The sequence below is a fragment of the Geodermatophilus sp. FMUSA9-8 genome (assembly GCF_037034165.1).
GTDB lineage: Bacteria > Actinomycetota > Actinomycetes > Mycobacteriales > Geodermatophilaceae > Geodermatophilus > Geodermatophilus nigrescens.
The window spans coordinates 32,823-46,397 of sequence record NZ_JBAGKE010000004.1; the positions used below are offsets into that span (position 1 = coordinate 32,823).

Annotated in this window: 13 protein-coding genes; 6 read left to right on the forward strand and 7 right to left on the reverse strand. The window is 76.1% G+C overall.

What is annotated here, in order from left to right; translation table 11 throughout:
- Window positions 1–53 precede the first annotated feature (53 nt).
- Genes WA616_RS09875 through WA616_RS09885 form a run of 3 tightly spaced genes read right to left on the reverse strand, consistent with a single transcriptional unit; the run spans window position 54 to window position 5,589 of the window.
- On the reverse strand, window positions 54–461 hold the full coding sequence (locus WA616_RS09875) for a Rieske (2Fe-2S) protein (protein WP_336029344.1): 408 nt from the start codon (window positions 459–461) through the stop codon (window positions 54–56).
- Complete coding sequence (gene nirB / locus WA616_RS09880; RefSeq protein ID WP_336029346.1) at window positions 458–2,989, reverse strand: nitrite reductase large subunit NirB; 2,532 nt, start codon at window positions 2,987–2,989, stop codon at window positions 458–460. The genes WA616_RS09875 and nirB overlap by 4 nt, the downstream gene beginning before the upstream one ends.
- Entirely contained in the window at window positions 2,989–5,589 is a 2,601-nt protein-coding gene (locus WA616_RS09885) for a molybdopterin oxidoreductase family protein (RefSeq protein WP_336029347.1), read from the reverse strand. The genes nirB and WA616_RS09885 overlap by 1 nt, the downstream gene beginning before the upstream one ends.
- A 145-nt stretch (window positions 5,590–5,734) precedes the next feature.
- Here WA616_RS09885 and WA616_RS09890 point away from each other — a divergent pair, with 145 nt between their 5' ends.
- From WA616_RS09890 to WA616_RS09905, 4 genes are all read left to right on the forward strand, one after another.
- Window positions 5,735–6,541 (forward strand): TetR/AcrR family transcriptional regulator, encoded by an 807-nt coding sequence (locus WA616_RS09890; RefSeq protein WP_336029348.1) that lies wholly within the window; start codon window positions 5,735–5,737, stop codon window positions 6,539–6,541.
- Window positions 6,542–6,637: 96 nt separating this feature from the next.
- The gene (locus WA616_RS09895) at window positions 6,638–7,591 is read left to right on the forward strand and encodes a PRC and DUF2382 domain-containing protein (RefSeq protein ID WP_336029350.1); all 954 of its coding nucleotides are present in this window, start codon (window positions 6,638–6,640) and stop codon (window positions 7,589–7,591) included.
- A gap of 139 nt (window positions 7,592–7,730) precedes the next feature.
- Window positions 7,731–8,366: a hypothetical protein gene (locus WA616_RS09900; protein ID WP_336029351.1), complete on the forward strand. Its 636-nt coding sequence runs from the start codon at window positions 7,731–7,733 to the stop codon at window positions 8,364–8,366.
- 100 nt (window positions 8,367–8,466) lie between these two features.
- Window positions 8,467–9,111, forward strand: a complete 645-nt coding sequence (locus WA616_RS09905) for an N-acetyltransferase (protein ID WP_336029352.1) — start codon at window positions 8,467–8,469, stop codon at window positions 9,109–9,111.
- Window positions 9,112–9,115: 4 nt separating this feature from the next.
- Here WA616_RS09905 and arfB read toward each other — a convergent pair whose 3' ends face one another.
- Together arfB and WA616_RS09915 are read right to left on the reverse strand one after the other, a co-directional pair.
- Window positions 9,116–9,556, reverse strand: a complete 441-nt coding sequence (gene arfB / locus WA616_RS09910) for an alternative ribosome rescue aminoacyl-tRNA hydrolase ArfB (protein ID WP_336029353.1) — start codon at window positions 9,554–9,556, stop codon at window positions 9,116–9,118.
- A gap of 56 nt (window positions 9,557–9,612) precedes the next feature.
- Window positions 9,613–10,275, reverse strand: coding sequence for a winged helix-turn-helix transcriptional regulator (locus WA616_RS09915; RefSeq protein WP_336029354.1), 663 nt, complete (start codon window positions 10,273–10,275; stop codon window positions 9,613–9,615).
- A gap of 78 nt (window positions 10,276–10,353) precedes the next feature.
- Between WA616_RS09915 and WA616_RS09920 the strand changes: the two genes are divergently transcribed.
- Complete coding sequence (locus WA616_RS09920) at window positions 10,354–10,935, forward strand: dihydrofolate reductase family protein (protein ID WP_073422501.1); 582 nt, start codon at window positions 10,354–10,356, stop codon at window positions 10,933–10,935.
- A 2-nt stretch (window positions 10,936–10,937) separates the two neighbouring features.
- Here WA616_RS09920 and yidD read toward each other — a convergent pair whose 3' ends face one another.
- Window positions 10,938–11,417, reverse strand: coding sequence for a membrane protein insertion efficiency factor YidD (yidD, locus tag WA616_RS09925; protein WP_336029358.1), 480 nt, complete (start codon window positions 11,415–11,417; stop codon window positions 10,938–10,940).
- 51 nt (window positions 11,418–11,468) lie between these two features.
- On the opposite strand from yidD, the gene mmuM reads away from it, so the two are divergent.
- Complete coding sequence (gene mmuM / locus WA616_RS09930) at window positions 11,469–12,368, forward strand: homocysteine S-methyltransferase (protein WP_336029359.1); 900 nt, start codon at window positions 11,469–11,471, stop codon at window positions 12,366–12,368.
- 75 nt (window positions 12,369–12,443) lie between these two features.
- Here the strand turns inward: mmuM and WA616_RS09935 are convergent, their stop codons facing one another.
- Window positions 12,444–13,301, reverse strand: a complete 858-nt coding sequence (locus WA616_RS09935; RefSeq protein ID WP_336029361.1) for an SDR family oxidoreductase — start codon at window positions 13,299–13,301, stop codon at window positions 12,444–12,446.
- Between the last annotated feature and the right edge of the window lie 274 nt (window positions 13,302–13,575).

The following is a 13,575-nucleotide window of genomic DNA, read 5'->3' on the forward strand; positions in this document are numbered from 1 at the left end:
TGCACGCGGCGCGGTCGCGGGCTCCCCCGGACCGCGCTGCGTGCACACGTCGCTCAGACCTCCACGACGAGCAGTCCGTCGGTCTCGCGCACCGGGTACAGCGTCAGCGGGCCGACGCCGCCGGTCGAGGTGCCGTCAGTCCAGCGGAACCCGTAGAGGTGCAGCGGGCAGACGAGCACGTCGGGGTCGGTCTGCCCGTCGGCCAGGGGCCCGCCGGCGTGCGGGCAGGCGGCCTGGGTGGCGTGCAGCGAGCCGTCGCGCAGCCGGAAGACGGCGACCTGCACGCCGCCGGCGACGAACGCCCGCCCCTCCCCCGCCGGCACGTCCTCCGCCCGGCCGACGACGTGCGCCCGGGCGGCCGGCGCCGGCGCGGTCCCGGGGACGGCGACGTCGGTGGCCGGCGACCCGAGCGCGGTGCCGGGCGTGGTGGGCGCGGCGGCCTCCAGGTGCGGCGCGCTCACCGGACCGGCACCTGCGGCAGCGGGACCAGCGGCAGCGACGTCGCGAACTGCCCCGGCGTCGCCGGCGTGCGGCCGTCCTGGCCCCACGGGTCGGTGTAGGCGTCGACCGAGCGCTGCATCGCCGCGTCGAGGTCGGCGCAGATGCCCTCGGCGTCCTCCAGCAGCACGCGCTGCAGGTGCTCCAGGCCCACGCGCGGCACGAAGTCGTAGGTGCGCTCGAGCCAGTGGGCGTTCTCCCGGTAGTACTGCAGGAACCGGCCGGTCAGCTCGATCACCGCCTCCGGGGAGCCGACGGTGGCGAGCAGGTCGCCCTTGCGCACCGTCGCCCCGGCCGCGCCGCCGACGTACACCTCCCACTTCCCGTTGCCCACCGCCACGACGCCGACGTCCTTCACGTACGCCTCGGCGCAGTTGCGCGGGCACCCGACGACGGCGAGCTTCATCTTCGCCGGGCTCTCGATGCCCTGGAACCGCGTCTCCAGGTCGATGCCGAGCTGCGTGGAGTCGCCGAGGCCGAAGCGGCAGAAGTCGCTGCCCACGCAGGTCTTCACCGTCCGCATGCTCTTGCCGTAGGCGTACCCCGACGGCATGCCGAGGTCGTCCCAGACCGCCGGCAGGTCCTCCTTGCGCACGCCGAGCAGGTCGATCCGCTGGCCGCCGGTGACCTTGACCATCGGCACCTCGTACTTCTCCGCCACCTCGGCGATCCGCTTGAGCTGCGCGGGCGTCGTCACCCCGCCCTTCATCTGCGGGACCACGGAGAACGTGCCGTCGCGCTGGATGTTGGCGTGCACGCGGTCGTTGACGAACTCGGCGTCCTTCTCCCGCACGAAGTCGGTGCCCCACACCGTCTTGAGCAGCGAGGTGAGGGCCATCTTCGAGCGGGCGTCCTCCTTGCCGCCCGGCGCGAGCGCGGCGAAGACGGCCGACACGCTGCGCAGGTCCTGCTCCCGGACGGCGGCCACGAGCGCGGGCTTGGTCAGCGGGATGCCGGGGACGTACCAGGAGGCGGCCGGGTCCTCGGTCACCTCGCCGTCGGCGGCCCACTCCACGACCTGCTTGACCAGCGCCTTGCAGGACCCGCAGCCCTTGCCGGCACGGGTGCGGTCCATGACCGCGCCGACGCTGCCGCAGCCGTCGGCCACGGCCCCGCAGATGGCGCCTTTGGTCACGCCGTTGCAGTTGCAGACCTGGGAGTCGGCCGGCATCTCGGCGACGCCGACCTCCTCCTTCCCGTCGGAGAGGTCGACCAGCAGCCGGATGCGCTCCTCGGGGAGCGCGGTGCCGCGGTCGAACACCTGGGTCAGGTGGGCGACCTTGCGGGTGTCGCCGAGCAGGGTCGCGCCGACCAGCCGGTCGTCGCGGATGACCACCGACAGGTGCACGCCGCGGCGGGGCTCGGAGATGACGAGGAACTCGTCGGAGTCCCGCTCGGGGGCGCTCACGCCCATGGTGGCGACGTCGACGCCGGCCACCTTGAGCTTCGTCGCCGTCCGGCTGCCGTGGTACTCCGCCGTCGGGTCGGTGCCGGTGAGCACGTCGGCGAGCACCCGCGCGTGCTCCCAGGCGGGCGCGACCAGGCCGTAGACCGAGCCGCGGTGCTGCGCGCACTCGCCGATGGCGTAGACGTCGGGGTCGTCGGTGCGCAGCTGGTCGTCGACGACGACGCCGCGCTCCACCTCCAGCCCCGACAGCAGCGCGACGTCGGTGTGCGGGCGGACGCCGGCGGCGACGACGAGCAGGTCGCAGTCCAGCCGCCGCCCGTCCCGCAGCAGCACCCCCTCGACGGCGTCGGTGCCGAGCACCTCGGTGGCCAGCACGTCGAGGTGCACGGTGATCCCGAGCGCCTCGACGCTCCGCTTGAGGATGGCGCCGGCCTCCGCGTCGAGCTGGGCGTTCATCAGGTGCGGCATCGCGTGCACCAGCTCGACGGCCAGCCCGTGGCCCTGCAGCGCGCGGGCGGCCTCCAGGCCGAGCAGGCCGCCGCCCAGGACGACGGCGCGCCGGCATCGGCGGGTGGCGGCGAGCATGTCGCGGGTCTCGTCGAGGGTGCGGAAGCCGTACACGCCGGGCAGCAGGCCGCCGTCCTCCCGCCGGACGCCGGCCATGGGCGGGATGAAGCTGGAGCTGCCGGTGGCCAGCACGAGGTGGTCGTAGGCGGTGGCCGTGCCGTCGGCGGCGTAGACGAGCTTCGCGGCGGTGTCGATCCGCTCGACCCGGACGCCGGCGCGCAGGGTGACGCCGTTGTCGGCGTACCAGTCGTGGCTGTTGAGGACGATGTCGTCCTCGTGCGTCTCCCCGGCCAGGACCGGGCTGAGCATGATCCGGTTGTAGTTGCCGTGCGGCTCGTCGCCGAACACGGTGACGCGGAACTGCTCGCCGCCGCCGCGCTCGAGCACCTCCTCGACGAACCGGGCGCCGGCCATCCCGTTGCCGACGACGACGAGCCGCGCCCGGGCGTCGTCGAGCTCGTCGTCGACCGCGATCGTGGTCAGCCCCGCGGGGCGGCCACCGAGGACCGTCCCCATCAGACCTCCACCAGGCCCAGGTCGACGACGAGCTCGCCGGTGACGCCCTCGGGGGCGGCGGCGTGCAGCTCGACGACGGTGCCACCGGGCAGGTCCTCGACCACCCGCAGCGGCACGTGCACGTCGCCCTTGGCGCCGATCGGGAACCAGCGCACCGGCTCGCCGTCGCGCACGAGCAGCACGTAGACCAGCTCGGGCGTGGAGTTGCCGCCGCGGAAGTACAGCGCCTGGGCGGTGGCGCCGGCGGGCACCTGGTAGCGCAGCGCGGGGTCGACCGGGCCCGGCTTGGCCAGGCCCTCCCCGGTCAGCGGGAACACGCCCTGCAGGAATCGGGGGCTGCTTCTCACGGGATGGCTCCTCCTCGGGCTGCGGGACGGGGACCGCGGGGCGGGCGGGGTGGGTCGGGCGTGCGGGCGGGGCGCGGGCTGGCCGGCCGCGTCGGGTGCCGGGAGGCGCTCGGCGGGGCCGCCGACCCGGGTGACGGCGACCGCGCAGACCTTGAACGCGGGCATCCGGCTGACGGGGTCGAGCGCGGGGTCGGTGAGCGCGTTGGCGCTGGACCCGCCGCCCCAGTGGAAGGGCGCGAACACCGTGTCGGGCCGGATGGCGTCGGTGACGGCGGCGGCGAAGCGGGCCCGGCCGCGGCGGGTGGCCAGCTCCACGACGTCGTCGTGCGCGATGCCGAGGCGGCGCGCGAGGTCGGGGTGCAGCTCCGCGCGCGGCATCGGCGCCACCAGCTGCAGGCTGCGGGTGCGGCGGGTCTGGGTGCCCGACTGGTAGTGGGCGAGCACCCGGCCGGTGGTGAGCACGTACGGGTACTCGTCGTCGGGCTGCTCGTGCGCCTCGACGTGGTGCACCGGCACGAACCGCGCGCGGCCGTCGGGGGTGGCGAAGCGCTCGGTGAACAGCCGCGGGGTGCCGGGGTGCGCCGGCCCGTCGTCCGGGGTGGCGGGACACGGCCAGAACACGCCCTGCCCGGCGTCGATGCGGTCGTAGGTGATGCCGGAGTAGTCGGCCGCTCCCCCGGCGCTGGCCCGGCCGAGCTCGGCGAAGACGGTCTCCGGGTCGGCGGAGAAGCCACGGGCGCCCAGCCGCTGCGCCAGCTCCGCGAGCAGCGCCAGGTCGTCGCGGACGCCGTCGGGCGGGTCGAGCGCCCGCCGCCGGCGGATGACCCGGCCCTCGAGGTTGGTCATCGTCCCGGACTCCTCGGCCCACATGGCGCTGGGCAGGACGACGTCGGCGAGCTCCGCGGTCTCGGACAGGAAGAAGTCGCTGACGGCGAGGAAGTCGAGGTCGCCCAGGCGGCTGACCACCCGGCGGGCGTCGGGCGCGGAGACGGCGACGTTGGAGGCGAGCACCAGCAGCGCGCGGACGCCGCCGTCGGTGCCGAGCGCATCGAGCAGCTCGAAGGCGCTGCGGCCCGGCAGCGGCAGGTCGGCGGGGTCGACGCCCCAGACGGCGGCGACGTGCGCGCGGTCGGCCGGGTCGGCGAGCCTGCGGTAGCCGGGCAGCTGGTCGGCCTTCTGCCCGTGCTCGCGACCGCCCTGCCCGTTGCCCTGGCCGGTCAGCGTGCCCCAGCCGCTGCCGGGCCGGCCGGGCAGGCCGAGGGCCAGCGCCAGGTTCAGCCACGCCGTCGCGGTGTCGGTGCCGGAGCGGTGCTGCTCGGCGCCGCGGGCGGTGAGCACGACGGCGTTCCCCGCGCGGGCGAGGGCGGTGACGGTGCGGCGCAGCTGCGCGACGGGCACGCCGGTGATCCGCTCGACCCGGTCGGGCCAGTAGGACGCCACCGCGTCGCGCACGGCCTCGAAGCCGGTCGTGCGCGCGGCCACGTACGCCTCGTCGACCAGCCCCTCGGCGACCGCCAGGTGCAGCAGCCCGTTGGCCAGCGCCAGGTCGGTGCCCGGCAGCGGCTGCAGGTGCAGGCCGGCGGCGCGCGCGGTCGCCGTCCGGCGGGGGTCGACGACGACGTGCAGCGCGCCCCGCGCCCGGCCGGCGTCGAGGTGCTGCATCGCCGGCGGCATGGTGTCGGCCGGGTTGCTGCCCACCAGCACGACCACGTCGGCCCCGGCGAGGTCGGACAGCGGGAACGGCAGCCCGCGGTCGAGGCCGAGCCCGCGCACGGCCGCGCCGGCGGCCGAGGACATGCAGAAGCGGCCGTTGTAGTCGATGGCGCTGGTGCGCAGGGCGACCCGGGCGAACTTGCCGAACTGGTAGGCCTGCTCGTTGGTCAGCGACCCGCCACCGAAGCAGCCGACGGCGTCACGGCCGTGCTCGGCCTGGGTGCGCCGGACCGCGGCGACCACCCGGTCCAGCGCCTCGTCCCAGGTCGACTCGACCAGCGGGCTGGTGCGGTCGCCGGGCACCGCGCGCACCAGCGGGCGGGTGAGCCGCTCGGGGTGGTCGAGCAGCTCCGGCGCCGACCAGCCCTTGGCGCACAGCCCGCCGCGGTTGGTCGGGAAGTCCAGGGGCACGAGGGTCGCGGGCCGGTCCCCGGCGGTCACCGCCATCCCGCACTGCAACGAGCAGTACGGGCAGTGCGTCTCGGTCGTCCGCGTGCGCGGGCCGGCCGGGACGGCGCTCGGGACGGGGGCTGCGGACACGCCCAGGAGCGTCGCGGGCGGCGGTTTCCCCACGGCGGCAGCGACGTCAACCGTTCGTTCCGGAGACCTCACCGGTGGTGCCCGGTCGCCGTGCGGCCCGGGACGGAGGGGAGGATCGGGATGCCGGCGACGCGAGGAGGTGTCCGTGGACGGCACCGACGACACGATCCCGATGCGTCGTCCCGACCCCGACTCCCCCGAGGGGCGGGCGGGCGCGGCGGCGGTGGTCCCCGCCGGGGCGCCCACCACCGGGCGCACGCCCCTGGACCGCCGCCGCATCCTCGGCGCGGCGATCGCCTTCATCGACCGGCACGGCCTCGCCGCCCTGACCATGCGCCGGCTGGGCGCCGAGCTCGGCGTCGAGGCGATGGCGCTCTACCGCTACGTTCCCGGGCGCGAGCAGCTGCTCGACGGCGTCGTGGAGACCGTCATCGACGAGCTCTACGGCGACCCCGACGTGCACATGGAGGCCGCCGGCGGCTGGCAGGACTACCTGCAGCGGCTGGCGCACGGGGTGCGACGCATCGCGCTCGCCCACCCGGAGGTATTCCCGCTGGTGGCCACCCGTCCGCCGGCCGCGCCCTGGGTCCGCCCGCCGCTGCGCAGCCTGCGCTGGGTGGAGTCCTTCCTGACCGCCATGACGGCCAGCGGCTTCTCCGCCGAGGCCGCCGTCGCCGCCTACCGCGCGTACTCGAGCTTCCTCCTCGGACACCTGTTGTTGGAGGTGTCGCAGAAGGGGGTACCGATCAACGCGGAGGACGAGCCGGAGGGCGTGCCCGGCACCGGCACCGACCTCTCGCAGTACCCGCTGGTGGTGGAGCTCGAGGACCTGCTGTCGCGCGACGAGTCGGCGGCGGAGTTCGAGGAGGCGCTGGAGAACCTCCTGGAACGGCTGGGGGGCGTGCGGCGGCTGGGCCTGGTCCCCGGCGACGAGAACGGGTTTACGACGTAAAGCGGCGGGGCATCCCCAGGTCGGCCCGCTGACCCCCGGTGCACCGCCGAGAGCGGGAGCGGGCCGTCCCCCGACCCCCTTCCGCGAGGAGCACACGTGATCTCCGACCAGCAGATCAGCGACGTCATCGGCAGCACCGCCATGGGCCCCGACGGCAAGCACGGCACCGTCGGCGAGGTCTACCTCGACGACGAGACCGGCCGCCCCGAGTGGGCGACCATCCGCACCGGCCTGTTCGGCACCAAGGAGGCCTTCGTGCCCCTGGCCGACGCCTCCGTCTCCGGCGGCGAGCTGCGCCTGCCCTACGACAAGAGCCGCGTCAAGAACGCGCCGCACGTCGACGTCTCCGGCGGGCACCTGTCGCCGCAGGAGGAGCAGGAGCTCTACCGCTACTACGGCCTGGGCACCTCCGGCACCACGACCGGACAGGGCATGACGACCGGCACCACCGGCCAGGCGATGGCGACCGGCACGACCACGCAGACCACCGGGACCACCGGTCGGGACCGCGACGGCGACGGCACCTACGACGACGTCCGCGGCGCGGTCGGCCACGACACCTCCGGCCCGACCACCGACAACGCGATGACCCGCTCCGAGGAGCACCTCAACGTGGGCACCCAGCGGGTCGAGGCCGGCCGGGCGCGGCTGCGCAAGTACGTCGTGACCGAGAACGTGACGCAGACCGTGCCGGTCTCCCACGAGGAGGTCCGGGTCGAGCGCGAGCCCATCACCGACGCCAACTACGGCAACGCCATGGACGGCCCGGCCATCTCCGAGGAGGAGCACGAGGTCGTCCTGCACGCCGAGCGCCCCGTGGTGCAGAAGGAGGCCGTGCCGGTCGAGCGCGTCCGCCTGGACACCCAGACGGTGACCGAGCAGCAGCAGGTCAGCGAGCAGGTGCGCAAGGAGGAGATCGAGGTCGACGGCGGCACCACCGGCGTCGCCGGCACCGCCGGCACCGGCACCACCGGCCGGGACGACCGCGGCCTGGTGCAGAAGGCCAAGGACGCCCTCGACCGCGACGACGACGGCAAGATCGGCCGCTGAGCCGAGGCCCCGTCCCCGCCCCGAGCCCGGGGCCGGGACGGGGCTCCCCGGTCCGCCACGCGGCACCGGACCCCTCCCCCGCGACCGGCCGTCCCACACGCCCCGGACGGCCGGTCGCGCCTGTTCCCAGGAAGGCACCATGAGCTCCTCGTACGGAAGCGACGCCACCTCGGCGTCGGCCGGCGCGTCGTCCACCCGCGGCAAGGCCCGGGACGCCGTCGACGCCCAGCACGCCCGCTTCGGCGGCATCAAGTGGGGAGCGGCCTTCTTCGGCTGGCTGTCCGCCAACGGCCTGGCCGTGATCCTGCTGGCCCTGCTGTCCGCGGCCGGCGTCGCCTTCGGCCTGACGCAGGTCTCGAGCGTCGACCAGGCCGTCGACCAGGCCGCGGACCAGGCCACCGCTCAGGCCGACACCATCGGCATCGTCGGCGGCATCGCGCTGCTGGTGGTGCTGTTCCTCGCCTACCTCGCCGGTGGCTACGTCGCCGGGCGCATGGCCCGCTTCGACGGCGTCCGGCAGGGCGTCGCGGTGTGGGTGATCGGCCTGCTCGTCATCGCGGTCCTCGCCGTCCTCGGCGCGGTGCTCGGCTCGGAGTACAACGTGCTCTCGCAGCTCAACCTGCCGAGCATCCCGATCAGCGGGGACACCCTCACCACGGCCGGGATCGTCGCCGGCGTCGCCGCGCTGCTGGTGACGCTGCTCGGCGCCGTCCTGGGCGGCAAGCTCGGTACGCGGTACCACCGCAAGGTCGACCGCGCCGGCTTCGACGTCTGAGCGACGTCCCGCACGACCTCCGACGGGGGCCGGTCCGCTGTGGACCGGCCCCCGTCGCCGTGTCCGGGCCCGTGCGCGCGGGCCGTGGTGTCATGGCGGCATGAGCGAGCCCGGGCCGACGGTCCACGTCGGCGTCCCCGTCATCCGGCCCGCCGAGCCGCGCGACGTCCCCCGGATCGCCGCCACGGTGACGGTGTCGCTGGCCGAGTCGCGGTGGGTGCGCTGGGCGCTGCCCCTCGACGGGCGCACCCAGCGGCTGACCCGGCTGGCCGAGCTCGACGCGCACCGCGGCGTCACCACCGGCACCACCTGGGTGAGCGAGGACGTCGACGCCGTCGCCTCCTGGCAGGCGCCCGACGGCGCGGCCGACCCGCTGCCGGCCGACGTCGCCGCGGCGCTGGGCCGCGAGGTCCCGCGGCTGCACGCCGACCGGGCCGACGCCGTCGCCCGCACCGACGAGGTGCTCGCCGCAGCCCTCCCCCGCGAGCCGCACTGGCGGCTGCGGGTGCTCGTCACCCGGCCGCGCGCGCGCCGCCGCGGCCTCGGCGGCGCGGTGCTCGCGCCGGTGCTCGACCGCTGCGACCGCGACGGGGTCCCCGCCGCGCTGGTCGCCCCCGCCTGGGCGGTGGTGCGGTTCGCCCGCGGGCTGGGGTTCGAGGTCGTCGAGGCGACCCGCTCGGCCGACGGGCAGCTGCCGCTGTGGGTGGCGGTGCGCCCGCCCGGCGTGCCGATGCCGGAGTTCTGACCGGTCAGTCCCACCCGCCGCGGCGGCGCTTGAGCTCGCCGCGGCGCTTCTTCTCGGCGATCCGCCGCTCCTGCGAGCCGCGGGTCGGCTTCGTGCGCCGGCGCGGCGGCGGGGGCGGGGCGAGCGCGGCGCGCAGGACCGCGGCCAGCCGCTCGCGGGCGGCCTGCCGGTTGCGCAGCTGCTGGCGGTGCTCGCTGGCGGCGATGGTGAGCACGCCGTCGGCGAGCCGGCCGGCCAGCCGCTGCCCGAGCCGGTCGCGCTGGGCGCCGGTCAGGCCGGGCAGGTCCAGCGGGGCGACCGACAGCTCGACCCGCGAGTCGGCGGTGTTGACGCCCTGCCCGCCCGGGCCCGAGGAGCGGGAGAACCGCCACGACAGGGCCGACGCCGGCACGACGAGGGACCCGGTGACCGGGAGGTCGCCGGAGGTCTCGTCGCTGGCGGGCACCCGGACAGTCTCCCCGACGCCCCCGCTCCCGGGACCGCGGCAGCGGGGGTGGGTGCTCAGGCGGGGACCGGCGGGACGACGGCGCCCAGCAGCCGGCGCACCGCCGCCGCGTCGCCCTCGAGCCGCAGGTCACCGGCCGCGAGCGCGTCGTCGAGGGACCGCCGGCCGAACGCCACCGGCCGCAGCGCCGCGCCGGGCCCGGCGAGGACGGCGTCGGGCTCCCCGGCGGGACCGCGCGCGGCCGCGAGCCGGCCGCCGTCGACGGTGAGCGTGACCCGGTCGGGCGCGGCGTCGTCCTCGATCCGCAGCTCCACCCGCGCCGACCAGCCGGCCAGCCGCGCGGGGTCGGCCGTGGTGCGCAGCGCGAGCACGAACGCGTCGGGCGACAGCGCGCCGGCCGACGTCTGCTCCGTGCGCGAGCCCCAGCGGCCCAGCGCCAGCAGGACGTCGTCGAGCTCCCGGCCGCGGGGCGTCAGCGCGTAGACCCGCCCGCCGCCCGGGGGGCCCGCCGTCGTGCGGGTGACGATCCCCGACGCCTCCAGGTCGCGCAGCCGCTGGCTGAGCACCGTGGGGCTGCTGCCGGGGAGGCCGCGGGCGAGCTCGCTGTAGCGCTTGGGGCCGAGCAGCAGCTCGCGGACGACGAGCAGCGCCCAGCGCTCCCCCACCGCGTCGAGGGCACGGGCGATGCCGCACGGGTCGTCGTAGCTGCGCTCGGGCACGCGCCGAGGCTACCCCTTGCGCTACGTCTTGCGTAGCGGCTACTACTACTTCTGTAGCAGTCGGAGCGGAGGAGTGACATGGGCACCATCTCGATCGTCGAGAACGTCAGCCTGGACGGGGTCGCCCAGGCCCCCGGGTCGCCGGACGAGGACACCCGGGGCGGCTTCGCCCACGGCGGCTGGTTCGGCCCCTATCCCGACGCGGTGATGGGCGAGGTGATGGGCCGCGGGATGGCCGGCGAGGGCGCGATGCTCTTCGGCCGGCGCACCTTCGAGTCGATGCAGGCCGCGTGGGCCGGCACGACCGACAACCCGTTCGGCCCCGTGCTCGACGCGAAGCGGAAGTACGTCGTCACCCGGGACGCCGGCTACGCGCCCACCTGGGCGAACACGACCGTGCTCGCGGGCGACGCGGCGCGGACGGTGGCCGAGCTCAAGGCCGGCACCGACCTCGACCTCACCGTGCTCGGCAGCCCCGACCTGCTGGCCACGCTGCTGCCGGCGGGCCTGGTCGACGACGCGTGGCTCGCCGTCGCCCCGGTCGTGCTCGGCAGCGGCCGCACGCTCTTCCCCGCCGGCGCGCACCTGCGCTGGGAGCTGGTCGAGTCGGTGCCCACGACCACCGGGGTCGTGCTGAGCCACTACCGCCTCGCCCGCTGACCTCAGGCGGCTGCGGGCACCGGGTCCGCACCGCCGGCTGCGCCGGGGCGGCAGCGCACCAGCCGGCGCACGGTCAGCCAGGCACCGCGCCGGGCACCGTGGCGTTCCAGCGCCTCGACGGCGTAGGCCGAGCACGTGGGGCTGAACGAGCAGCACGGCGGGCGCCGGGGGCTGATCTCGCGCTGGTAGACGCGCACCGCGGCCACCAGCCGCTCGGCGACGCGCGAGCCCCGCGGGCCGGTGCCGGCGGCGGAGACGTGGCGGACCGTCGTCGGCACGAGGAACAGCCCGTCGATGCCGCAGCCGATCGCGTTGGCCAGGCAGCAGCCGGTGTTGAGGAACAGCAGGTCGCGCAGGCACGAGTCGTCCCGGCGGCGGCGGCCGTAGCCCGGCGGCGGGTAGCCGTACCCGTAGCCGGGCGGCGGGCCGTACCCGCGGCGGCGGCGCCGGGGGCGCCAGTTGCTGCTCCAGATGAAGACCATCCCCCGATCCTGCGGGCGCCCCCGTCCGGCCGCAGGGCGGACGATGGGCCGGTGACCTCCCTCGCCGACGCGCTCGCCACCGGTCCCGTCGTCCTCGACGGCGGGCTGTCGACCGAGCTCGAGGCGCGCGGGCACGACGTGTCCTCGGCGCTGTGGTCGGCGCGGCTGCTGCGCGACGACCCGGGCGCAGTGGTCGCCGCGCACGCCGCCTTCGCCGCCGCCGGTGCGCAGGTGGCGACGACGGCGAGCTACCAGGCGACCGTCGAGGGGTTCGCCGCCGCGGGCCTGGACCGGGAGGAGGCGCTGGCGCTGGTCGCCCGGTCGGTCGCGCTGGCCCGCGAGGGCGCCCCGGGTTCCTGGGTGGCCGGTTCGGTGGGGCCGTACGGCGCGGCGCTCGCCGATGGCTCGGAGTACACCGGCGCCTACGTCGGCGAGGTCGGCGTCGACCGGCTGCGGGCCTTCCACCGCCCGCGGATGGCGGCACTGGCCGAGGCCGGCGCCGACGTGCTGGCCTGCGAGACGCTGCCCGCGGCCGCCGAGGTCGAGGCGGTGCTCGCCGAGGCGACCGCGCTGCGCGTGCCGGTGTGGCTGTCGCTGACCACCGTCGTCGGCGCCGACGGCGTGGCCCGCACCCGCCGCGGGGAGCCGGCCGCGGACGTGTTCGCGATGGCTCGCGGCGTGCCGGAGGTGGTCGCCGTCGGCGTCAACTGCACCGACCCGGCGGGCGTGGGCCCGGCACTGGCGGCCGCGGCGTCGGCCGGGGTGCCGCTGGTGGCCTACCCGAACTCCGGGGAGGGCTGGGACGCGGCGCACCGGCGGTGGACCGGCGCAGGCGGGATCGACCCGGACGACGCCGCGGCCTGGGTCGGCGCGGGCGCCCGGCTGGTCGGCGGCTGCTGCCGCGTCCGCCCGGCCGACGTCGCCGCGCTCGCGGAGGCCCTCCGCGGCTGAGCGACCCTCGCACCGTGGTGCCCGACCTCGTGCTGCAGCGCGAGGTCGGGCACCACGGTGCGAGGTCCGCGGACGTCAGAGGATCGGGTTGCCGCCGGTGACGGCGACGCGGGCGCCCGACACGTAGGACGCCTCGTCGCTGGCCAGCAGCACGTACACCGGCGCGAGCTCGGCCGGCTGGCCGGCGCGGCCCATCGGCACCTGCTGGCCGAAGCTGGCCACCTTCTCCTCGGGCATCGTCGAGGGGATCAGCGGCGTCCACACCGGCCCGGGCGCGACGCTGTTGGCCCGGATGCCCTTCTCCGCGTACATCTGCGCGAGGCTCGCGGTGAAGTTGGCGATGCCGGCCTTGGTCATCGCGTAGGGCGCGAGGCTGGGGCTGGGCATGTCGGAGTTCACCGACGACGAGTTGATGATCGACCCGCCCGGGGGCATGTGCGGGATCGCGTCCTTGCACAGGACGAACATCGCCGTGAGGTTGGTGGCGACGGTGTGGTCCCACTCGTCGTCGGGGACCTCCTCCAGGGTGTCGTGCGACATCTGGAAGGCGGCGTTGTTGACCAGGACGTCGACCTTGCCGAACTCCTCGACGGCCTTCGGGATGATGGTCTTGGCGTGCGCCCTGTCGGAGATGTCACCGGGGACGAGGACGCACGTCCGGCCCGCCTCGCGGACGTGCCTCGCGGTGTCCTCGGCGTCCTCGTGCTCGCTGAGGTAGCTGATCAGGACGTCGGCGCCCTCGCGGGCGAAGGCGATGGCCACGGCGCGGCCGATGCCGCTGTCGCCGCCGGTGATGACGGCGGCCTTGCCGGTCAGCTTGCCCGAGCCGCGGTAGGTCTCCTCGCCGTGGTCGGGCTTGGGGTCCATCTCACCCAGCGTGCCGGGCGGGGTCTGCTGCTGCTCGGGCTGGGACTCGGGACGGGGTGACGACACGGGGACTCCTCGGTGCGCGGGTGGACGGCGCGCGGTCCCGGGGTCGTCTCCCCCGCACCGCGTCGCCGTCCGCCTACCCGGGCGTCCGGCAGCGGAACCCGAACGGACTCCTCAGGCCGTCTTCCGCAGACGCGGCGCCTCGGCCGGCACGCCCAGGGCGGCGGCGTCCCAGCGCATCTCCATGTGACGGCGGCCGTCCGGGCCGGTCACGGGCACCCAGTGGATCAGGGGGCGTTCCTCGACGCGCATCTCTACCTCACTTCCCGTTCATCTA